Origin of the sequence: uncultured Ramlibacter sp., assembly GCF_936925435.1 — a bacterium.
GTDB lineage: Bacteria > Pseudomonadota > Gammaproteobacteria > Burkholderiales > Burkholderiaceae_C > Ramlibacter.
In genome coordinates, this window is record NZ_CAKZHQ010000038.1 from 18,260 (window position 1) to 37,016 (window position 18,757).

Sequence of the window (18,757 nt, forward strand, 5' to 3'; positions counted from 1 at the left end):
TGTCTCCTCTGTACTACTGATTTGATAGCGGCCTGTGCCCATTGGACGGGAGCTACAGGCCGATAAGGCTTGAAAAACGGCTCAGCCGTGCTTGATCGCCACCGTCTTGAGGGTGGTGAAGCCGTACAACGCCTCGAAGCCCTTCTCGCGGCCGTAGCCGGAGGACTTGACGCCGCCGAAGGGCAGCTCCACGCCGCCGCCGGCGCCGTAGTTGTTGATGAAGACCTGGCCGCTGCGCACGCGCTTGGCCATGCGCAGCTGGCGGCCGCCATCGCGCGTCCAGACGCCGGCCACCAGGCCGAACTGGGTGGCGTTGGCCAGTTCCACCGCGTGGTCCTCGTCCTGGAAGCTCATGGCGCACAGCACCGGGCCGAACACTTCTTCCTGCGCCAGCCTGTGCATCACCGGCACGTCGCGCAGCAGGGTGGGGGCCTGGTAGAAGCCTGTCTCGGGCGCCTCGTCCACCACCTGGCCTTGCGCCACCATGGGGATGTTGGCGACCTGGGCATCGGACAGGAAGTCCCAGACCCGTTGCTGCTGGCTGGCGCGGATCAGCGGGCCCACGTCCAGGTCCATCGCCGCGGGACCGACGCGCAGGGCGGTAAAGGCCTGGCCCAGGCGCTCGAGCAGGGGCTCGTAGATGGCCTGGTCGACCAGCAGGCGCGAGCCGGCCGAGCAGGTCTGGCCGGCGTTTTGCACGATGGCGTTGGTCAGCATGGGGATGGCGGCGTCCAGGTCGGCATCGGCAAAGACGATCTGCGGGCTCTTGCCGCCCAACTCCAGCGTCACCGGGCAGTGGCGCTCGGCTGCCACCTGCTGGATCAATGTGCCGACCTTGGGGCTGCCGGTGAAGCTGATGTGGTCGATGCCGGCGTGGCGGGCCAGGGCGTCGCCCACCTCGTGGCCGTAGCCGGTGACGATGTTGATGGCGCCGGCCGGAAAGCCCACCTCGGCAGCCAGCTGCGCCACCCGGATCAGCGACAGGCAGGCGTCCTCGGCCGGCTTGACCACGCAGACGTTGCCAGCGGCCAGGGCGCCGCCCACGCTGCGCCCGAAGATCTGCATCGGGTAGTTCCAGGGAATGATGTGGCCGGTGACGCCGTGCGGCTCGCGCCAGGTCAGTACGCTGTAGCCGTCCAGGTAAGGAATGGTGTCGCCGTGCAACTTGTCGCAGGCGCCGGCGTAGAACTCGAAGTAGCGCACCAGGGCCAGGGCGTCGGCTTTGGCCTGCTTGGTGGGCTTGCCGCAATCGCGCTGCTCGAGGGCCGCCAGTTCGTCGGCGTGCTCGGCCACCTTGGCCGACAGGCGCATCAGCAGGCGGCCGCGCTCGGCGCCACTGAGCTTGCTCCACACGGCGCCGTAACACTGGCGGGCGGCGCGCACAGCCTGGTCGATGTCGTCGGCCGTGCCGCGCTGCAGTTCGTCGAAGACCTGGCCGTCGGACGGGTCGATGACGGGGATGGTGCGGCCTGAGGAAGAGGCCTGGGAAGCGTTGGCGATGTAGTGGAGCTGCATGCCAATATTTTGCTTGATCGACGCAGCGGACCTATCGCACAAGAATTTGTCGGAGAAAAGTTCTCGTAAGTTACTATATGTAAGGTTTTGCCTACAGCCGCAACGAATTGGCCGTGCTCTAATTTTTGCTGGCCGGACACAAGGACTGACGATCAATGGGAGCCAAGGGCGGTTTTGCCGACAGCGTGTTCACGCATGGCGGTGACCATAAGGTGCAGGGCATGCGGCTGTGGTATCTCGCCCTGGCCGGCATGGCGCTGGCGCTCGTGCCCGTCCTGGTGCTGGCCGGCCTGGCCTGGTACGCAGCCCTGCACAGCGAGCCAGCGACTGCCTCCGCTGCGTTGCCCTGGTTGATTGCCGGCGTCGCCCTCTTCCTGGGGTTGTACGCGATGTTTCTGGGCTGGCTGGCCAACCGCTGGGTGGTGGCGCCCCTGCGCGAACTGGCGCGCGGCATGCGGGCCATCTCCCAGGGCAACTATCCGGGGACGACCGCCTCGGGCGAGGGGCGCGTGCGCGAGGTCGAGCAGCTGCGCCGCGGCCTGCACAGCATGTGGCAAGGCCTGGAGCGCCGCCGCAACGAGCGCGACGCGGCGCTGCTGGCCTCGGATGCGGCGCGCCAGCGCATGCATGGCGTGCTCGATCAGATGGACGAGGGCTTCATGATCCTGGACGGGGAGTGGAACCTGAAGTACTGCAATCCCCGCGGTGCCCAGCTGGTGCTCAAGCCGGGCGGCAGCCTGGTGGGCCTGCCGTTCTGGGACCTGTTTCCCGACGAGAAGATGGGCGGCCGGCGCGAGCGCTGCCAGCGCGAACTGGAGCACGGGCGCAACTGGGTGGTGGAGGACTACCACTCGCGTTACCGGCGCTGGCTGGAGCTGCGCCTGAGCCCCTCGTCCGGCGGCATCGGCGTGTTCGTGCGCGACGTCAGCGAGCGGCGCCAGCTGATGGACGAACTGGTCGAGCGCGAGCAGCGCTACCGCGAGCTGTTCGAGGCCAATCCCAACGTGATGTGGATCTTCGACACCGAGACCCTGCGCTTCCTGGGAGTCAACGGCGCTGCCATCGCCCGCTATGGCTACAGCCGCGAGGAGTTCCTGGCCATGTCCATCACGGACATCCGGCCACCGGAGGACGTCGCGGGCCTGACCGAGACGCTGCAGGACAAGGACGTATCCGACACGAGCAGCCTGAGCCACGGCGCGCGCATCTGGCGCCATGTCACCAAGGACGGCGCCGTGATCCTGGTGGAGGTCGCTCGCCATCCCATCCAGTTCCAGGGCCGGTCGGCACGCCTGGTCATGGTCAATGACATCACGGCGCGGCTGCTGGCCGAGTCGCGGCTGCGCCAGCGCCATGAGAAGCTCAGCGCCGAACACAGCGAGGCCAGCCGCACGTTGAAGGCGGCGCAGCAGGTGGTGGCCGGCTATGCGCGCCTGCTGGGCGACGACGTGCTGCCGCTGCTGGCGCAGCTGCAGGCCGGTGCCGACGCGGCGCAGACGCGCCAGCGCGCGGGCCAGCTCGAGCGCCTGCTGCGCGCCGCCCAGCGCCTGACCCAGGTGCCGGTGCTACCGTTCCGGCCGGCGACGGTGGACCTCAGCGCCATTGCCCACGCGGAAATCCAGCAGCTGCGGCTGGCGCAACCCCAGTACCGGGTCCATGTGGAAATCGCGCCCGACCTGCGCTGCGAAGGCGACGAGGTGCTGCTGCGCCTGCTGCTGCAGGCGGTGCTGGACAACGCCTGGAAGTTCAGCGCGCGCGGCCACGACCCCTGGATCCGCATGGCGCGGCTCGAGCGTGAAGATTCGCCCGAGGCCTCCTTCTTCGTCTCGGACAGCGGCATCGGTTTTGACGAGGCCCAGCAGGGCCGGGCCTACCTGCCCTTCGAGCGCCTGCATTCGGAGGCCGAATACGAAGGCCTGGGACTGGGCCTGGCCGTGGCCCGCGCGGTCGTTGCGCGCCATGGCGGCCGGCTGTGGGCGCGCTCCAGCCTGGGGCAGGGCGCGACCTTCTGCTTCGAGCTGGCGCCGCGGCCGCAGAACGACGCGTTCCACGTCAGCGAAGTGGTGATCGACAGCCTGCCGTCGGACGATGATTAATGCCCCCGCGCTTGCTCACTGGGTGTGGCTCGCTGCGCCCGAGGGGCCTTCGCGCTAGGGGCGGCCCGTCGGCGCTCAATGCCTGATCAAGCGCCCACCGGGGTGTAGCGGTCGGCATGCTCGGCCAGCCAGCGCTCTGACGGGCTGCTGTCCTGCTGGCCGGGATGGAAGTCTTCCCGCAGGTAGTCGCGCCAGGGCTTGTAGGTCTGGCGGATCAGGCCGCGCTGGCCAAACAGGGTGCTCACTGCGCTCTTCCAGGTGCTCCATTTCCACAGCGTGCCGTCGCGGTGCAGGTTGTTGAGCGTCTGGCGTGCGACGTCGCCCAGGAAGACCGTGGTGATGCGGCGAAACCATGTGATGCGCCAGGCATGGCTGCCGCCCAGGGCCTGGTACAGGTCGAAGGCCGTGCACTTGTGTTCGGACTCCTCGGCGCTGTGCCACAGCCACAGCGTGGTCAGGCGCTCGTCCTGCTGGCCCAGCATGTCGGGGTTGCGCAGCATCCAGTCGGCCATGATGGCGGTGAAGTGCTCGTTGGCCGCCGTGATGCCCAGCGCGTGACGCGGGTCCTGGCCTTCGAGCAGCGCCAGGCGCTGCTGCGCACGCGGCGCCCAATCGTTGACCAGGCCCTGCTTTTCCAGGTGGCCGTTGTACAGGGCGTGCAGGCGGCGATGCGTGGCTTCCTGGCCGATGAAACCCTGCACCTCGACGCGGAATTTCTCCTGCGCCTGCGCCGGCAGGGCCTTGAAGCCGCCGCGCACCGCATCGATGAAAAACTGCTCGCCCACCGGAAAGCTCATGGACAGGGCGTTGAACAAGGCCGTGCGAAAGGCATCGCCGGCGCACCAGTGGCGCGGGATCGGCGCTTCCATGTCGACAAGCAGGCGGCGGACGACGAGGTCGGTCATGCGGACTCCAGAAGAAGGGCCGGTACCAGTCGGTACCGGTGCCTGGCATGATGGGGTGGAGGTCGGGTACTGTCAAGTACCAGCCATCAATTGCCGGAAAATCCCGCCATGCCCGACACCGAAGCGCCCGTCCACGAACACCGCAGCCGCCTGCTCGAAGGCATGGCCCATGCCGTCGCCGCCAAGGGCTATGCAGACACCACCATCGCCGACGTGGTGCGCGAGGCCAGCGTGTCGCGCCGCACCTTCTACGAGCATTTCCAGGACAAGGCCCAGTGCCTGGTGGCCTTGTACGAGGCGGCCAGCCACAACGCCCTGAAGGTGCTGCGCGAAGCCATCGACCCGCGCCACGAATGGGAAACCCAGGTCGAGCAGGCGCTGGGCGCCTACCTGGGCGCGATGGCCACCAACCCGCTGTTGATGCGCACCCTGTTCATCGAAATCCTGGGGCTGGGGGCGCAAGGCCTGGCCTCGCGGCGCCGCGTCAACCAGGAGATCGCCGGCTTCATGCTGGGTGTGGTCAATGCAGGCGGGCGCAGCGCGCCGCTGTCGCCCGGCATGGCCATGGCGGTGGTGGGGGGCATCAACGAGCTGGTGCTCGAATACATCGAGCAGGACCGGGTGGCCGAGTTGGGCCAGCTGGTGGGGCCGGCCAGCCAACTGGTGCGGGCCGTGACCCACGCGCACGGCTGAGACCGGACGGCCGCCCCAATGCAGAAAGCCCGCGCGAGCGGGCTTTCTGTTTGGAAGGCAACAGGCTGGTTGCCCAGCCGGCGTGCTTACTTGGCTTCGGGTTGCTTGGCGGCCTTGCTGGGGGTCTTGGCCTTGGAGTCAGCCTTGGCTTGACCCTTGGCTTCGGACTTGGCATCGCCAGCCTTGTTGGCTTCCGTACCGGGTTGTTGGGCGAAGGCGGTGACGGCGAACAGGGACAGGACGAGTGCGGACAGCTTGATCATTTTGGAATCCTCGTTAAAAGATAGATGAGGGTTGAGACAGGCTCCTCCGAGGAAGCCGACTTCTACAACGCGGCGGGCCGGATCGGGTTGACTCAACCGCAGGATCGTCGCGTTCAGCATGTCAAAAAGTTGTATCGGAGGAATCGGAGCTGGGGTAAACCCTGGTTACTTGGCGGTGGAAGCAGGGGTTGCGGGCGCCGGCATTGCCCCTGCCACGGGGGTGACTGGCGTGGCGGCGGGCGCGCTGATGGCGGCCGGCGCAGCCACCGGCGCGCTCGCCGGGGCGGCCTCGGCACCATGGAACTTCACCACCAGGGGCACGATGAGCAGGGCCACGATGTTGATGATCTTGATCAGCGGGTTGACGGCCGGGCCGGCCGTGTCCTTGTAGGGGTCGCCCACGGTGTCGCCGGTGACGGCGGCCTTGTGCGCCTCCGAGCCCTTGCCGCCGTGGTTGCCGTCCTCGATGTACTTCTTGGCGTTGTCCCAGGCGCCGCCGCCGGTGCACATCGAGATCGCCACGAACAGGCCGGTGACGATGGTTCCCATCAGCAAGCCGCCCAGCGCCTTGGGGCCCAGGGCCAGGCCGACCACGATGGGCACGACCACCGGCAGCAGCGAGGGGATCATCATTTCCTTGATGGCCGCCTTGGTCAGCATGTCCACGGCGACGCCGTATTCGGGCTTGGCCGTGCCTTCCATGATGCCCTTGATCTCGGCGAACTGGCGGCGCACTTCCACCACCACCGCACCGGCGGCGCGGCCCACGGCCTCCATCGCCATGGCGCCGAACAGGTAAGGGATCAGGCCGCCAATGAACAGGCCAACGATGACCATGGGATCCGACAGGTCGAAGCTGATTGCCTGGCCGTAGCTTTCCAGCTTGTGGGTGTAGTCGGCAAACAGCACCAGGGCGGCCAGACCGGCCGAGCCGATGGCATAGCCCTTGGTCACGGCCTTGGTGGTGTTGCCCACGGCGTCCAGCGGGTCGGTGACGGCCCGCACTTCAGGCGGCATGTCGGCCATCTCGGCGATGCCGCCGGCGTTGTCGGTGATGGGGCCGTAGGCGTCGAGAGCCACCACGATGCCGGCCATGCTCAGCATGGAGGTCGCGGCAATCGCAATGCCGTACAGGCCGGCCAGCTTGAAGGACACCAGGATGGCAATGCACACGAAGATCACGGGCCAGGCCGTGGAGCGCATGGACACGCCCAGGCCGGCAATGATGTTGGTGCCGTGGCCGGTGGTTGAGGCCTGCGCGATGTGCTTGACCGGCGCGTACTGCGTGCCGGTGTAGTACTCAGTGACCCAGACCAGGGCGCCGGTCAGGACCAGGCCGACGGCGCAGGCACCGAACAGCCGCATCTGCGTGCCGCTGGCCGTCACCGCGTTGTCGGGCATCAGCCAGGTGGTGACGAAGTAGAAGGCGACCAGTGACAGCACGCCGGCGATGGCCAGGCCCTTGTACAGGGCCGGCATCACGTTCTTCATGCCGGGCGAGGCCTTGACGAAAAAGCAGCCGATGATGGACGCGATGATGGACACGCCGCCCAGCGCCAGCGGGTACAGCGCGGCGGTGGCGCCGGCGCCTTGCAGCAGCAGGGCGCCCAGCACCATGGTGGCGATCAGGGTCACGGCGTAGGTCTCGAACAGGTCGGCCGCCATGCCGGCGCAGTCGCCCACGTTGTCGCCCACGTTGTCGGCGATCACGGCGGGGTTGCGCGGATCGTCCTCAGGGATGCCCGCTTCCACCTTGCCCACCAGGTCGGCGCCGACGTCGGCGCCCTTGGTGAAGATGCCGCCGCCCAGCCGCGCGAAGATCGAGATCAGCGAGGAGCCGAAGGCAAAGCCGATCAGCGGGTTCATCAGCGTGGCCAGCTTGCGGTCCGGCGTGAAGTTGCCGTTGCCCACCAGGAACCAGTAGAAGGCCGTCACGCCCAGCAGGCCCAGGCCGACCACCAGCATGCCGGTGATGGCGCCGCCGCGGAAAGCCACGTCCAGCGCTGGCCCGATGCCCTTGGTCGCCGCCTGCGCGGTGCGCACATTGGCGCGCACCGAGACGTTCATGCCGATGAAGCCGCAGGCGCCCGAGAGCACGGCGCCGATGATGAAGCCGACGGCGGTCTGGCCGTCCAGGAAGATGCCGATGAGGACCGCCAGCACCACGCCGACGATGGCGATGGTCTTGTACTGCCGTGCGAGATAGGCCGCCGCACCGGCCTGGATGGCCGCGGCGATCTCCTGCATGCGGGCATTGCCCGCGTCCTGGGAAAGAATCCAGCCGCGCGCCCAGAAGCCGTATGCGACGGCGGCGAAGCCACAGATGAGCGCCAAAATCAGCGCCGAGTTGCCTGTCATGTCTTCTCCTTCGTTGTTTCGCTTGGAGGGGGCAACGCTTGGGGTACCCCCGCTGCGTTGCTTCCTCGCCGCATTCCCAACATCAGGAGACGATTGGCCAACGGGCGGAATATAAGCGCAAAGGCGTGACAGGCGCGTGCATTCGGCGGGAACGATGCGCGCGCCCAACTAAAATCAGGGTTTTTCCCAAGCACTCTCCCTCACCACCATGTCCCTCGAAAAAGTCACCCCCGGCAAGAACGTTCCCGAAGCTTTCAACGTGATCATCGAGATCCCGATGAACGCCGACCCCGTCAAGTACGAGGTGGACAAGGAGTCCGGCGCCATTTTCGTGGACCGCTTCATGAGCACGTCCATGCACTACCCCACCAACTACGGCTACGTGCCCAAGACCATCAGCGGCGACGGCGACCCGGTCGACGTGCTGGTGATCACGCCGGTACCGTTGATTCCCGGCGTGGTGGTGACCTGCCGCGCCATCGGCATCCTGAAGATGACCGACGAGGCCGGCGAAGACGGCAAGGTGCTGGCCGTGCCGGTGGACAAGAAGTGCTCGCTGTACACCCAGTGGCAAAAGCCCGAAGACATGAACCCGCTGCGCCTCAAGACCATTGCGCACTTCTTCGAACACTACAAGGACCTGGAAGAGGGCAAGTGGGTCAAGGTCAATGGCTGGGAAGGCCCGGATTCCGCCAAGAAGGAAATCACGGACGGCATCGCCAACTACAACAAGGCCAACGGCGGCTGAAACTGCTGCAGGCGCCAGCCACAAGCCGGCCCGCGGGCCGGCTTTTTCATGGGCGCTCTGGGTCGGGGTAGAGCAGGCCCTTGAAGCCGGCCAGACCGGGCTCGAAGCGCCGCCAGAGGCCTTCGGGCTGGGCCAGGCGGTCGGCCACGGCCCACCAGGCGCTGGGATTGACGCCGATGCCGATGTGGCTGGAGCGCACCTCGATGTTCTCGGTGTGCGGATTGTCCGCGGCCGCCTGCTGCACGCTGCCCTGCCAGGCAACGATGCCATCACTGCGCGAGTAGATGCTGGTGGTGGGCACGGGCGGCGCCGCGGGCAGGTCGTAGCTGCCGTGCTCGCGCTCGATGTCGCGGCCGCTGGCCAGCTCATAGAGGCGCCAGGCATTGGTGGACTTGGGATGGCTGGAGAAGGGCGAGCCCAGGGTGACCACACAGCGCACCAGCTGCGGCAGCTCCTTGGCCAGCTCGCGCGCATAGACGCCGCCCAGGCTCCAGCCCACGAGGCTGAGCTTGCGGCCGCTGGTGGCAAAGGCGTCCTCGATGCCTTTTCTGGCGGCTTCCAGCACGCCGTTGCGCGGGCCGAAGTTGAAGCCCTGGCTCCAGCCGCGCGCCTGGTAGCCCAGCGAACCCAGGTAGTGGCGCAGTGGCGCGGTGGTGGTGTCGTTGGCAGCCAGGCCGGGGAAGACCAGGACGGTGTGGCCGTCGCCCGGAGGTGCGCGCCGCAGCAGCGGCCAGGCCGGCAGCACCGCGCCGAACTCCAGGGGCGCGCGGCATTCCATGGCCAGCAGCCTCAGGCCAGGGGGTGGTGCTTGTGTGTTGTCCGTGTGTCGTGACGTTGCCATCTGCATGCGCGAAGCGTGTGCTTGTTGTCTCGTTCCACCCTAACAGTGTTTGCTCTCCGGCCGGATGACAGCGGCCGGCTTTAGAGAGGGGCGTCAAGCATTGCGCCGGAACGGCGTGCGCTCATCGAGGTGGTCCATGTAGCTGGCGATGCCCTGGCCTTCGCGCTCCAGGAAGCGCGCCACCGCATCGGCAAAGGCCGGATGGGCCAGCCAGTGGGCGCTGCTGGTCTTGACCGGCATCAGAGCCCGCGCCATCTTGTGCTCGCCCTGGGCGCCGCCTTCGAAGCGGTCGAAGCCCTGTTCGATGCACCACTGCAGAGGCTGGTAGTAGCAGGCCTCGAAGTGCAGGCAGTCGACCCGCTCCAGTGCGCCCCAGTAACGGCCGAATGCCACCTTGTCGCGCTTTGGAGCATCGGATTGGTCTGTAGCCCCCGGTAAATGGCCGTCGATAGCTATCAAACTTGTAGCAATGGGCATGCCGTCGCGCTCGCCGGTGAACAGCAGCCAGTGCTCCGGCATGGCGTCGGCCATGCGGCGGAAGAAGTCGCGCTTGAGGTAGGGCGCGTTGCCGTGCTCCAGGTAGGTGCGCTCATAGCAGCGGTAGAAGAAGTCCCAGTCCGCCGCGCCGATTTCGCGGCCCTGCTGGACGCGAAAGCGCACGCCGGCGTCCATCACCTTGCGCCGCTCCTGGCGGATCTTCTTGCGCTTGTCCTGCGCCAGGCTCATGAGGAAGTCGTCGAAGCTGGCATAGGCGGTGGGCGCTGCGTTTTTCCAGTGGAACTGCACGGTATGGCGCTGCATCAGGCCGGCTTGTGTGCAGGCAGCCGCGTCGTCATCCGACAGAAACAGCAGATGCAGCGACGAGAGATTTTCATCGCCGCACCAGCGCAGCAGGGCCTGCAGCAACGCTGCGCGGGCCCCGGCGTCACGTGCCAGCAGGCGCGCGCCCGGCACCGGCGTGAAGGGCGGCGCCACCAGCGCCTTGGGGTAGTAGGCCAGACCGTGCTGCTCATAGGCGTTGGCCCAGGCCCAGTCGAACACGTACTCGCCGTAGGAATGGTCTTTCAGGTATAGCGCGCAGGCCGCGTGCAATTGGTCGCCGCGCCACAGGGTCAGCAAGCGCGGCGTCCAGCCGCTGGCCGGCACAGCGCTGCCGCTATCGTGCATCGCCGCCAGGTAGGCATGGCGCATGAAGGGCGTGGCGGCGCCTTGCAATGCGAGCAGCGCGTCCCAGGCCTGCGCGTCCACCTCGCCCGGCGTGGCACAGAGGCGGGTGACATAATCATCCGGCTTGTTTTTCACTGCTCCATGACTCTCAAAATCTGCATTGCCCAACTCAATTTCCTGGTGGGCGACACCGCAGGCAATGCGCAAAAAATCATTGCCGCCGCGCGAAATGCCCATGCGCAAGGCGCGCGCCTGGTGCTGACGCCCGAACTGTCGATCTGCGGCTATGCGGCCGAGGACCTTTTCCTGCGGCCGGCCTTTGTCGCTGCCTGCGATGATGCCGTGAAAACCGTGGCCCGCGAGCTGGCCGGGTTAAAGGGCCTGCATGTGGTGGTCGGCCATCCCCAGGGCGGTGACGTGCGCAGCAAGTCGGTGGCAGTGCAGCGCCGCTTCAATGCCGCCAGCGTGCTCAGCGAAGGCCGCATCCTCGAGACCTACGCCAAGCGCGAGCTGCCCAACTACCAGGTCTTCGACGAGCGCCGTTACTTCACGCCGGGCCAGGGCAGCTGCGTGTTCCAGGTCGAGGGGGTGAATGTGGGCCTGCTGGTGTGCGAGGACGCCTGGTTCGAGGAGCCGGCCCTGCTGGCCAAGGAGGCCGGCGCCGAGCTGCTGGCCGTCATCAACGCCTCGCCCTTCCATGTGGGCAAGGGCGGCGAGCGCATCGTCCGCATGGCCGATCGCGCGCGCGCCGTGGGCCTGCCGCTGGTCTATGCGCACCTGGTGGGCGGCCAGGACGAAGTGGTCTTCGACGGTGGCTCCTTCGCCGTCGACGCCGATGGCACGCTGGCCGCACGGGCGCCGGGCTTCCAGGAGGAGCTGTTTGGCCTGCAAGCCGAACGACAGTCCCAGGGCATCAAGCTGGGCGGCATGGTGGTGCCCGAGCGCAGCCCGGAGGCCGACCTGTGGGATGCGCTGGTGCTGGGCGTGCGCGACTACATAGGCAAGAACGGTTTCCCCGGCGTTCTGCTGGGCCTGTCTGGCGGCATCGATTCGGCCCTGGTGCTGGCGATCGCCGTCGACGCGCTGGGGCGCGACAAGGTGCGTGCGGTGATGATGCCTTCGCCCTACACGGCCGACATCTCCTGGATCGACGCGCGCGACATGGCGGCGCGCCTGGGCGTGCGCTACGACGAGATCTCCATCGTGCCGCAGTTCGAGGCCTTCAAGGCGGCGCTGGCCGGCGAGTTCCAGGGCTTGCCCGAGGACACGACAGAGGAGAACATCCAGGCGCGCATCCGCGGCGTGCTGCTGATGGCGCTGTCCAACAAGTTCGGCTCCATCGTGCTGACCACCGGCAACAAGAGCGAGATGGCCACCGGCTACTGCACGCTGTACGGCGACATGGCGGGCGGTTTTGCCGTCATCAAGGACGTGCTCAAGACCACGGTGTTCCGGCTGGCCCACTGGCGCAACGTCCATGACCCCTACGGTACGGGCATCAACCCCATCCCCGAGCGCATCATCACCCGCCCGCCCAGCGCCGAGCTGCGGCCGGACCAGACCGACCAGGACAGCCTGCCGCCTTACGAGGTGCTCGACGCCATCCTGGAGCGTTACATGGAGAACGACCAGGGTGTGGAGGAAATCATCGCCGCCGGCTTCGAGCGTGCGGTGGTCGAACGCGTGGCGCGCCTGATCCGTCTCAACGAGTACAAGCGCAGGCAGGCGCCGGTGGGCATTCGCGTGACCCACCGCAGCTTCGGCAAGGATTGGCGCTATCCTATTACTGGAAAATTCCGCGCCTGAGCAAACACCATCCTGGAGTCAGAGTCATGAAACAGATCACCGCCGTCGTCAAACCCTTCAAGCTCGAGGAGGTGCGCGAGGCCCTGGCCGAGTGCGGCGTCACCGGCCTGACGGTGACCGAGGTCAAGGGATTCGGGCGCCAGAAGGGTCACACCGAGTTGTACCGCGGCGCGGAGTACGTGGTCGACTTCCTGCCCAAGGTCAAGGTGGAAGTGGTGGTCAAGGACGGTGACGTCGACCGCTGTGTCGACGCCATCGTCAAGGCCGCACGCACCGGCAAGATCGGCGACGGCAAGATCTTCATCACCACGGTCGAGCGCGTCGTGCGCATCCGCACCGGCGAGACCGACGAATCGGCGGTTTGAGCGCCTAGATCTGCGACAGGTCCTGTGGCCGGGTGGTCATGCCCGCTTCATGGACCAGGTCCGCAAGCAGCATCGGCACATCGTCGCCGATGCGCACCAGTTCCATCTGCCAGTCGTTCATGAAGCCGTGCGCCACGCTGGAGCGCAGGAACTGCAGCAGCGGCTGGTAGTAGCCGCCGGCGTCCAGCAGGCCGATCGGCTTGTCGTGGTAGCCCAACTGGCGCCAGGTCCAGACCTCGAACAGCTCCTCGAAGGTGCCGATGCCGCCGGGCAGTGCCAGGAAGGCGTCGGCACGTTCGGCCATCATGCGCTTGCGGTCGTGCATGCTGTCCACCACGTGCAGTTCGGTGCAGTCGCGCTTGGCCCATTCCTTCTCGACCAGCGCATGGGGAATCACCCCGACCACCTTGCCGCCGGCCGCCAGGGTGGCATCGGCCACCGTGCCCATCAGGCCGTTGTTGCCGCCGCCATAGACCAGCTGGCCGCCCTGCCGGCCGATCCAGCTGCCGACATCGATGGCCGCCTGGCGGAACTGTTCGGTCACGCCAGGGCGCGAGCCGCAATAGACGCAGATGGAAAACGTTGGGGTCATGCGATCACCCTGTGGGCGATGGCGGCAAGCCAGATGCCGGCTGCCAGCAGCAGGCTCAGCAGCACGGCGGCGCTGCCCATGTCCTTGGCGCGCTTGGACAGGTCGTGCCACTCGGGGCCGATGCGGTCGATCGCGGTCTCGATCCCGGTGTTGAGCAACTCGACGATCATGACGATCAGCACCGAGCCGGCCAGCAGGGCGGTTTCCACCCAGCTGCGGCCCAGCCAGAAGGCCAGCGGCAGCAGCACCACGGCGGCCAGGGCCTCCTGGCGGAAGGCCGGCTCATTCCAGCCGGCGCGCAGGCCTTCCAGCGAATAGCCGGTGGCGTGCCAGACGCGGTTCAAGCCGGTGCGCAGTTTCTGGGGATTGGCGGGGGAGGGGGCTTCAGGCGTCAATGACATGCGGCCATTGTGGCCCAGGCATATGACGGCCCGTTCAGGCGCGGGCGGCCGGCGGCGGCGCCTCGACCAGCCGCGTGCCCGCGAGCGCATCGTGCAGGAACTGCCGCTGTGGATGCCAGCGGCTGAGCGCGGCCCAGAACACCACCCACGCGAGGATGGCGATAGCCGCCTGCTTTGCGCTCAGATGGCCTGCCTGCAGGGCGGCCAGCGGCGGCAGGAACCAGAGCCAGGAACACAGGTAGCGAAAGAAGGCGCGCAACTGCCCCACCGGCTGGCCCGCACGGTCGACCATGCGGATGCGCCAGGTGCGCATGGCCAGGGTCTGCCCGCGTGACCAGCACCATGTGAAGTAAATGCCGCAGACCACGAACAGGAAAGCCTGAAACAGCGGCTGGCGTGAATCCATGGCGTTGCGCATCTGGCCGGCGATGCTGAAGACCAGTCCGGCGGTGAAGACCAGCCCGAACAGCAGCATGCCCTCGTACAGCCAGCAGGCCATGCGACGGCGCAGTGCAGGGGCCATGAGGTCGGCGGGGCTGGATGCGGACAGGGGGCGCGTCGCGGCGCCGCCGCCGGCCTCTTGGGGCGCTGCAGTCATGGCTGGACAGATTTCAGTTGGGGCCAGCAGGTGCCGTGGCGGCACCTGGGTTGAGGGCGCTGGCATCGGGTTGCGGGCCGGCAGCGATGCGCGGGGTTTTGGCGTCGGGCCCGGACTTGGGCACAGTCGCCAGCTTTTGCGCCGGCACAGGCTTGACGGCGGCCGCCGTGCCTGGGGTCTTCTTGGCGGCGGAGTCGGCCAGCTTGCTTTTTTCTTCGGGCGGCAGGGCCTGGTAAGCCTCCCACTTGGCCTTCTTGTCGTCGGGCGACAGGCTCTTGGTCTCGGCGAAGTTCAGGCGGGCCTGCGTGCGCTGCTGCGGGCTCAGGGCCACCCACTCGGTCATGCGGCTGCGCAGCGTGGCCTGCTCGGCCGGCGCCATCTTGGGATAGTTACTCGACAGAGCCAGCCACTTGCGCTTTTGCGCCTCGCTGATGCTGTTCCAGGCGCTCGCCAGTGGCGCCAGGGCCTGCTGCTGGGGAGGCGTCAGCTCTGTCCAGGAAGGCTTGGATTCGACCGGTTTGGCCTGCTGGGGCGCTGCCGCCACCTTGACGGGCTGGGCGCGCGGTGCGGCCTTCACGCTGGCGGGGACGGCAGGGGTGGCGGACGAGGGCGCCTGGGCCTGGGCCAGCGCCCAGGTCGGTGCATCCGCCAGGGCCAGCAGCAGGAAAACGGAGGCGAGGCGGTGAACGCGCATGGCCCGGCCTAGGGCGCGGATTTAAGGAATTGCAGGAAACCCGGGTCGGCGTAAGCCGCGGGCGGCAGGTCGTCCGTCAGCAGGGCTGCGTCGACCTCGGCCACCTCGTTGGCGCGGCGTTCGTTCTGCACCACGTGGATGGTGATCAGCCCGGCGGCCAGCACGATCAGGGGCAGGGCGGAGGCGATGCGGTTCCACCAGCCCAGCTCGCCGGAGCCGAGCGTGGCCTGGCCGGCGGAGCCGGACACGGAGGTGGCCGGCTGCAGGCTGGATTTGCGCTGGGCCAATGCTTGCACGCGGGCGGCGCGCAGGCGTTCGGTGATGTCACGGGGCAACTCGGCCGCACCGGCGTCCAGGCGGGCGGCGACCCGCCGGCCAAACCGGTCTTGCGACTGCAGTGCGTCCTGGAGGAGGTGCAGATTCGTCATGGTTGTAATCCCTTTGCCTTCAGTGCTTTGCTGAGGGCCTGGACAGCCCGGGAACAGTGCGTCTTGACACTGCCTTCCGAGCAGCCCATGGCCGCCGCCGTTTCGGCCACGTCCATGTCTTCCCAGTAACGCATCAGGAACGCTTCCCGTTGACGGCCCGGTAATTCCAGTATTTCTGTTTCGATTTCCCGCAAGATTTGCGCCCGTTTTGTGGAATCTTCCGCGCTTTCGATCTGCTGGGAGTTGCTGGCTGCGGAGTAAGTTTCCAGCAGGTCGAAATCGCCCTCTCCCTCGGCCGGTTCGAAATCGCTGAGGTTGGAAAACAGGGCCTTGCGGGTTTTCTGGCGGCGGAACCAGTCCAGCGTGCAGTTGGACAGGATGCGCTGGAACAGCATGGGCAGCTCGGTCGGCGGCTTGTCGCCATAGTGCTCGGCCAGTTTCATCATGCTGTCCTGCACGATGTCCAGCGCGGCTTCCTCGTCGCGGACGTGGTAGACCGAGCGTTTGAAAGCTCTTTTTTCGACGCTCTTGAGAAAGTCGGAGAGTTCGCGTTCGGTTGCCAAGAATCGTGGGCCTGGGGCCGGCTTCGTGCTGTGGTGATGTCTCGTTTTCGACGCGTTTGCGCGCCGCTGAAGGCGCCGGTGGTCGGAAATTATCGCATCGCGGAAGCCGGCGCTGGAGCAGTCATGTGTTGCAGTGCGATAATGTGGCTTGCAAGTCAAAAGGCAAACGAGCCCTGATCCGGTGGCGCTATTCGGTCACCCATGGTTTTGGCTCTAAGTTCCGACACAGCTTCACGAGAGCGTGTGAAGGGGCACCCAAGGTTTTTCGTCAGAGAAATTCGCAAAGGTTGATCATGGAAATCTCCAAAGCCGAAATCACGTCGGCCGCCGCGGCCCAGTCCGCGCAGAGCAACAGCCCGCAGGAACTGCGCGGCGCCGAAATCCTTATCAAGTCCCTGCAGGCCGAGGGCGTCAAGTACATCTGGGGTTACCCCGGTGGTGCAGTCCTGCACATCTACGACGCTTTCTACAAGCAGGACAGCATCCAGCACGTTCTGGTGCGCCATGAGCAGGCCGCGGTACACGCTGCGGACGGCTATGCCCGTGCCACCGGCGACGTCGGCGTGGCCCTGGTGACCTCCGGCCCTGGCGTCACCAACGCGGTGACCGGCATCGCCACGGCCTACATGGATTCGATCCCGATGGTGATCATCACCGGCCAGGTGCCGGTGGCGGCCATCGGCCTGGACGCCTTCCAGGAGTGCGACACCGTCGGCATCACGCGGCCCATCGTCAAGCACAACTTCCTGGTCAAGGACGCGCGCCAGATCGCCGAGGTCATGAAAAAGGCCTTCCACATCGCCCGCAGCGGCCGTCCCGGCCCGGTGGTGGTGGACATCCCCAAGGACGTCTCCTTCAACAAGACGGCCTGGAACGGCTACCCGGACAAGGTGGAGATGCGCTCCTACAACCCGGTGCGCAAGGGCCATGGCGGCCAGATCCGCAAGGCCCTGCAACTGCTGCTGGCGGCCAAGCGGCCCTACATCTACACCGGCGGCGGCGTGCTGCTGGGCAACGCGTCGCAGGAACTGCGCGAGCTGGTGGACATGCTGGGTTACCCCTGCACCAACACGCTGATGGGCCTGGGCGCCTACCCGGCCAGCGACCGCAAGTTCCTGGGCATGCTGGGCATGCACGGTACGGTGGAAGCCAACAACGCCATGCAGAACTGCGACGTGCTGCTGGCCGTGGGCGCGCGCTTTGACGACCGCGTGATCGGCAACCCCAAGCACTTCGCCCAGAACGAGCGCAAGATCATCCACGTCGATATCGACCCGTCGAGCATCTCCAAGCGGGTCAAGGTCGACATCCCCATCGTGGGCGACGTCAAGGACGTGCTGACCGAACTGATCGCCATGATCAAGGAGTCGGGCCTCAAGCCCGACGCCGACGCCCTGGGCGGCTGGTGGGAGACCATCGAGGGCTGGCGCAAGCGCGACTGCCTGAAGTACGACCGCGACGCCAAGGACGTGATCAAGCCGCAGTACGTGGTCGAGACGCTGTGGAACATGACCAAGGACGTCGACACCTACATCACGTCCGACGTCGGCCAGCACCAGATGTGGGCCGCCCAGTACTACCGCTTCGACGAGCCGCGGCGCTGGATCAACTCCGGTGGCCTGGGCACCATGGGCGTGGGCATCCCCTATGCCATGGGCATCAAGCTGGCCAAGCCCGATTCCGAGGTGTTCTGCATCACCGGCGAAGGCTCGGTGCAGATGTGCATCCAGGAGCTGTCCACCTGCCTGCAATACAACACGCCGATCAAGATCGTCTCGCTGAACAACCGCTACCTGGGCATGGTGCGCCAGTGGCAGGAGATCGACTACGAAGGCCGTTACAGCCACAGCTATATGGACGCGCTGCCCAACTTCGTGAAGCTGGCCGAGGCCTACGGGCACGTGGGCATGCTGATCGAGCACCCGCGCGATGTGGAGCCGGCGCTGCGCGAGGCGCGCAAGCTCAAGGACCGCACGGTGTTCATGGACTTTCGCACCGACCCGACCGAGAACGTCTTCCCGATGGTCAAGGCCGGCAGGGGCATCACCGAGATGCTGCTCGGCTCGGAAGACCTCTGACAGGAGTTAAACAAGGCCCCAGCCCCCGTGGGCTGGACTTGACGCGCTACCAATTCAGTAGCATCCCTTCGACGAATCTATTGGCCTGCCGAGCCTGCGCATTACCGTGCGCAGGGGAGGGCACCGAAAAGAGGAATCTGACATGAAACACATCATTGCCGTTCTGCTCGAGAACGAACCCGGAGCGCTGTCCCGGGTGGTGGGCCTGTTCTCGGCCCGTGGCTACAACATCGAATCGCTCACCGTGGCGCCGACGGAAGACCCGTCGCTGTCGCGCATGACCATCCAGACCACCGGCTCGGACGACGTGATCGAGCAGATCACCAAGCACCTGAACCGCCTCATCGAGGTCGTCAAGGTGGTCGACCTGACCGAAGGCGCCTACACCGAGCGCGAGCTCATGATGGTCAAGGTGCGCGCGGTGGGCAAGGAGCGCGAGGAGATGAAGCGCATGGCCGACATCTTTCGCGGCCGCATCATCGACGTGACCGAGAAGAGCTACACCATCGAGCTGACCGGCGACCAGGGCAAGAACGACGCATTCCTGGAAGCCATCGACCGCAGCGCCATCCTCGAGACGGTGCGCACGGGCTCCAGCGGCATTGGCCGCGGCGAGCGAATCCTGAGAGTCTGAGCCGCCGAGCCC

At 66.6% G+C, this 18,757-nt stretch carries 19 protein-coding genes; 7 read left to right on the forward strand and 12 right to left on the reverse strand.

Features of this window, described 5'->3' with window-relative positions; translation table 11 throughout:
• Positions 1-81: 81 nt before the first annotated feature.
• Positions 82-1,515 (reverse strand): aldehyde dehydrogenase family protein, encoded by a 1,434-nt coding sequence (locus tag Q0632_RS15550; protein WP_298931812.1) that lies wholly within the window; start codon positions 1,513-1,515, stop codon positions 82-84.
• Positions 1,516-1,670: 155 nt separating this feature from the next.
• Here Q0632_RS15550 and Q0632_RS15555 point away from each other — a divergent pair, with 155 nt between their 5' ends.
• Entirely contained in the window at positions 1,671-3,611 is a 1,941-nt protein-coding gene (locus Q0632_RS15555) for a PAS domain S-box protein (RefSeq protein WP_298931814.1), read from the forward strand.
• Positions 3,612-3,697: 86 nt separating this feature from the next.
• On the opposite strand, the gene Q0632_RS15560 is transcribed toward Q0632_RS15555, so the two are convergent.
• Positions 3,698-4,516, reverse strand: coding sequence for a metal-dependent hydrolase (locus Q0632_RS15560; RefSeq protein WP_298931815.1), 819 nt, complete (start codon positions 4,514-4,516; stop codon positions 3,698-3,700).
• A gap of 108 nt (positions 4,517-4,624) precedes the next feature.
• Between Q0632_RS15560 and Q0632_RS15565 the strand changes: the two genes are divergently transcribed.
• Positions 4,625-5,209, forward strand: a complete 585-nt coding sequence (locus Q0632_RS15565; protein WP_298931818.1) for a TetR/AcrR family transcriptional regulator — start codon at positions 4,625-4,627, stop codon at positions 5,207-5,209.
• An 86-nt stretch (positions 5,210-5,295) separates the two neighbouring features.
• Here the strand turns inward: Q0632_RS15565 and Q0632_RS15570 are convergent, their stop codons facing one another.
• Together Q0632_RS15570 and Q0632_RS15575 are read right to left on the reverse strand one after the other, a co-directional pair.
• On the reverse strand, positions 5,296-5,592 hold the full coding sequence (locus Q0632_RS15570; protein WP_298931820.1) for a hypothetical protein: 297 nt from the start codon (positions 5,590-5,592) through the stop codon (positions 5,296-5,298).
• Positions 5,593-5,637: 45 nt separating this feature from the next.
• On the reverse strand, positions 5,638-7,830 hold the full coding sequence (locus Q0632_RS15575; protein WP_298931822.1) for a sodium-translocating pyrophosphatase: 2,193 nt from the start codon (positions 7,828-7,830) through the stop codon (positions 5,638-5,640).
• Positions 7,831-8,038: 208 nt separating this feature from the next.
• On the opposite strand from Q0632_RS15575, the gene ppa reads away from it, so the two are divergent.
• Positions 8,039-8,578 (forward strand): inorganic diphosphatase, encoded by a 540-nt coding sequence (gene ppa, locus Q0632_RS15580; RefSeq protein ID WP_298931824.1) that lies wholly within the window; start codon positions 8,039-8,041, stop codon positions 8,576-8,578.
• A 46-nt stretch (positions 8,579-8,624) separates the two neighbouring features.
• Here the strand turns inward: ppa and Q0632_RS15585 are convergent, their stop codons facing one another.
• Positions 8,625-9,356: an alpha/beta hydrolase gene (locus Q0632_RS15585; protein WP_367181206.1), complete on the reverse strand. Its 732-nt coding sequence runs from the start codon at positions 9,354-9,356 to the stop codon at positions 8,625-8,627.
• A 156-nt stretch (positions 9,357-9,512) separates the two neighbouring features.
• On the reverse strand, positions 9,513-10,721 hold the full coding sequence (locus Q0632_RS15590; protein WP_298931830.1) for a GNAT family N-acetyltransferase: 1,209 nt from the start codon (positions 10,719-10,721) through the stop codon (positions 9,513-9,515).
• A gap of 6 nt (positions 10,722-10,727) precedes the next feature.
• Between Q0632_RS15590 and Q0632_RS15595 the strand changes: the two genes are divergently transcribed.
• A complete protein-coding gene (locus tag Q0632_RS15595; protein ID WP_298931831.1) occupies positions 10,728-12,392 on the forward strand; it encodes an NAD+ synthase in 1,665 nt (554 codons plus the stop codon).
• A gap of 26 nt (positions 12,393-12,418) precedes the next feature.
• Positions 12,419-12,757: a P-II family nitrogen regulator gene (locus Q0632_RS15600; RefSeq protein ID WP_298931833.1), complete on the forward strand. Its 339-nt coding sequence runs from the start codon at positions 12,419-12,421 to the stop codon at positions 12,755-12,757.
• A gap of 4 nt (positions 12,758-12,761) precedes the next feature.
• Here the strand turns inward: Q0632_RS15600 and Q0632_RS15605 are convergent, their stop codons facing one another.
• Genes Q0632_RS15605 through Q0632_RS15630 form a run of 6 tightly spaced genes read right to left on the reverse strand, consistent with a single transcriptional unit; the run spans position 12,762 to position 16,033 of the window.
• Positions 12,762-13,349 (reverse strand): TIGR00730 family Rossman fold protein, encoded by a 588-nt coding sequence (locus Q0632_RS15605; RefSeq protein ID WP_298931835.1) that lies wholly within the window; start codon positions 13,347-13,349, stop codon positions 12,762-12,764.
• Complete coding sequence (locus Q0632_RS15610) at positions 13,346-13,750, reverse strand: diacylglycerol kinase (RefSeq protein ID WP_298931838.1); 405 nt, start codon at positions 13,748-13,750, stop codon at positions 13,346-13,348. Before Q0632_RS15610 ends, Q0632_RS15605 begins: the two co-directional genes overlap by 4 nt.
• A 34-nt stretch (positions 13,751-13,784) precedes the next feature.
• Positions 13,785-14,348: an RDD family protein gene (locus tag Q0632_RS15615; protein ID WP_298931840.1), complete on the reverse strand. Its 564-nt coding sequence runs from the start codon at positions 14,346-14,348 to the stop codon at positions 13,785-13,787.
• A gap of 13 nt (positions 14,349-14,361) precedes the next feature.
• Positions 14,362-15,042 (reverse strand): DUF3106 domain-containing protein, encoded by a 681-nt coding sequence (locus tag Q0632_RS15620; RefSeq protein ID WP_298931842.1) that lies wholly within the window; start codon positions 15,040-15,042, stop codon positions 14,362-14,364.
• A gap of 8 nt (positions 15,043-15,050) precedes the next feature.
• Positions 15,051-15,470, reverse strand: coding sequence for a DUF3619 family protein (locus tag Q0632_RS15625; RefSeq protein WP_298931844.1), 420 nt, complete (start codon positions 15,468-15,470; stop codon positions 15,051-15,053).
• On the reverse strand, positions 15,467-16,033 hold the full coding sequence (locus Q0632_RS15630; protein WP_298931846.1) for an RNA polymerase sigma factor: 567 nt from the start codon (positions 16,031-16,033) through the stop codon (positions 15,467-15,469). Before Q0632_RS15630 ends, Q0632_RS15625 begins: the two co-directional genes overlap by 4 nt.
• 293 nt (positions 16,034-16,326) lie before the next feature.
• On the opposite strand from Q0632_RS15630, the gene Q0632_RS15635 reads away from it, so the two are divergent.
• Positions 16,327-18,111 carry an acetolactate synthase 3 catalytic subunit gene (locus Q0632_RS15635; protein ID WP_298931849.1) on the forward strand — a complete coding sequence of 595 codons (1,785 nt, stop codon included), beginning with the start codon at positions 16,327-16,329 and terminating at the stop codon, positions 18,109-18,111.
• A gap of 142 nt (positions 18,112-18,253) precedes the next feature.
• Positions 18,254-18,745 (forward strand): acetolactate synthase small subunit, encoded by a 492-nt coding sequence (gene ilvN / locus Q0632_RS15640; protein ID WP_298931851.1) that lies wholly within the window; start codon positions 18,254-18,256, stop codon positions 18,743-18,745.
• Positions 18,746-18,757: the final 12 nt, after the last annotated feature.

Coding starts and splice junctions, on each gene's coding strand:
- Q0632_RS15555 (WP_298931814.1), top strand. CDS start 1,671: ATGGGAGCCAAGGGCGGTTTTGCCGACAGCGTGTTCACGCATGGCGGT.
- Q0632_RS15610 (WP_298931838.1), bottom strand. CDS start 13,750: ATGTCATTGACGCCTGAAGCCCCCTCCCCCGCCAATCCCCAGAAACTG.
- Q0632_RS15585 (WP_367181206.1), bottom strand. CDS start 9,356: ATGGAATGCCGCGCGCCCCTGGAGTTCGGCGCGGTGCTGCCGGCCTGG.
- Q0632_RS15565 (WP_298931818.1), top strand. CDS start 4,625: ATGCCCGACACCGAAGCGCCCGTCCACGAACACCGCAGCCGCCTGCTC.
- Q0632_RS15600 (WP_298931833.1), top strand. CDS start 12,419: ATGAAACAGATCACCGCCGTCGTCAAACCCTTCAAGCTCGAGGAGGTG.
- Q0632_RS15575 (WP_298931822.1), bottom strand. CDS start 7,830: ATGACAGGCAACTCGGCGCTGATTTTGGCGCTCATCTGTGGCTTCGCC.
- Q0632_RS15620 (WP_298931842.1), bottom strand. CDS start 15,042: ATGCGCGTTCACCGCCTCGCCTCCGTTTTCCTGCTGCTGGCCCTGGCG.
- ilvN (WP_298931851.1), top strand. CDS start 18,254: ATGAAACACATCATTGCCGTTCTGCTCGAGAACGAACCCGGAGCGCTG.
- ppa (WP_298931824.1), top strand. CDS start 8,039: ATGTCCCTCGAAAAAGTCACCCCCGGCAAGAACGTTCCCGAAGCTTTC.
- Q0632_RS15570 (WP_298931820.1), bottom strand. CDS start 5,592: ATGCTGAACGCGACGATCCTGCGGTTGAGTCAACCCGATCCGGCCCGC.
- Q0632_RS15615 (WP_298931840.1), bottom strand. CDS start 14,348: ATGACTGCAGCGCCCCAAGAGGCCGGCGGCGGCGCCGCGACGCGCCCC.
- Q0632_RS15605 (WP_298931835.1), bottom strand. CDS start 13,349: ATGACCCCAACGTTTTCCATCTGCGTCTATTGCGGCTCGCGCCCTGGC.
- Q0632_RS15560 (WP_298931815.1), bottom strand. CDS start 4,516: ATGACCGACCTCGTCGTCCGCCGCCTGCTTGTCGACATGGAAGCGCCG.
- Q0632_RS15635 (WP_298931849.1), top strand. CDS start 16,327: ATGGAAATCTCCAAAGCCGAAATCACGTCGGCCGCCGCGGCCCAGTCC.
- Q0632_RS15550 (WP_298931812.1), bottom strand. CDS start 1,515: ATGCAGCTCCACTACATCGCCAACGCTTCCCAGGCCTCTTCCTCAGGC.
- Q0632_RS15595 (WP_298931831.1), top strand. CDS start 10,728: ATGACTCTCAAAATCTGCATTGCCCAACTCAATTTCCTGGTGGGCGAC.
- Q0632_RS15625 (WP_298931844.1), bottom strand. CDS start 15,470: ATGACGAATCTGCACCTCCTCCAGGACGCACTGCAGTCGCAAGACCGG.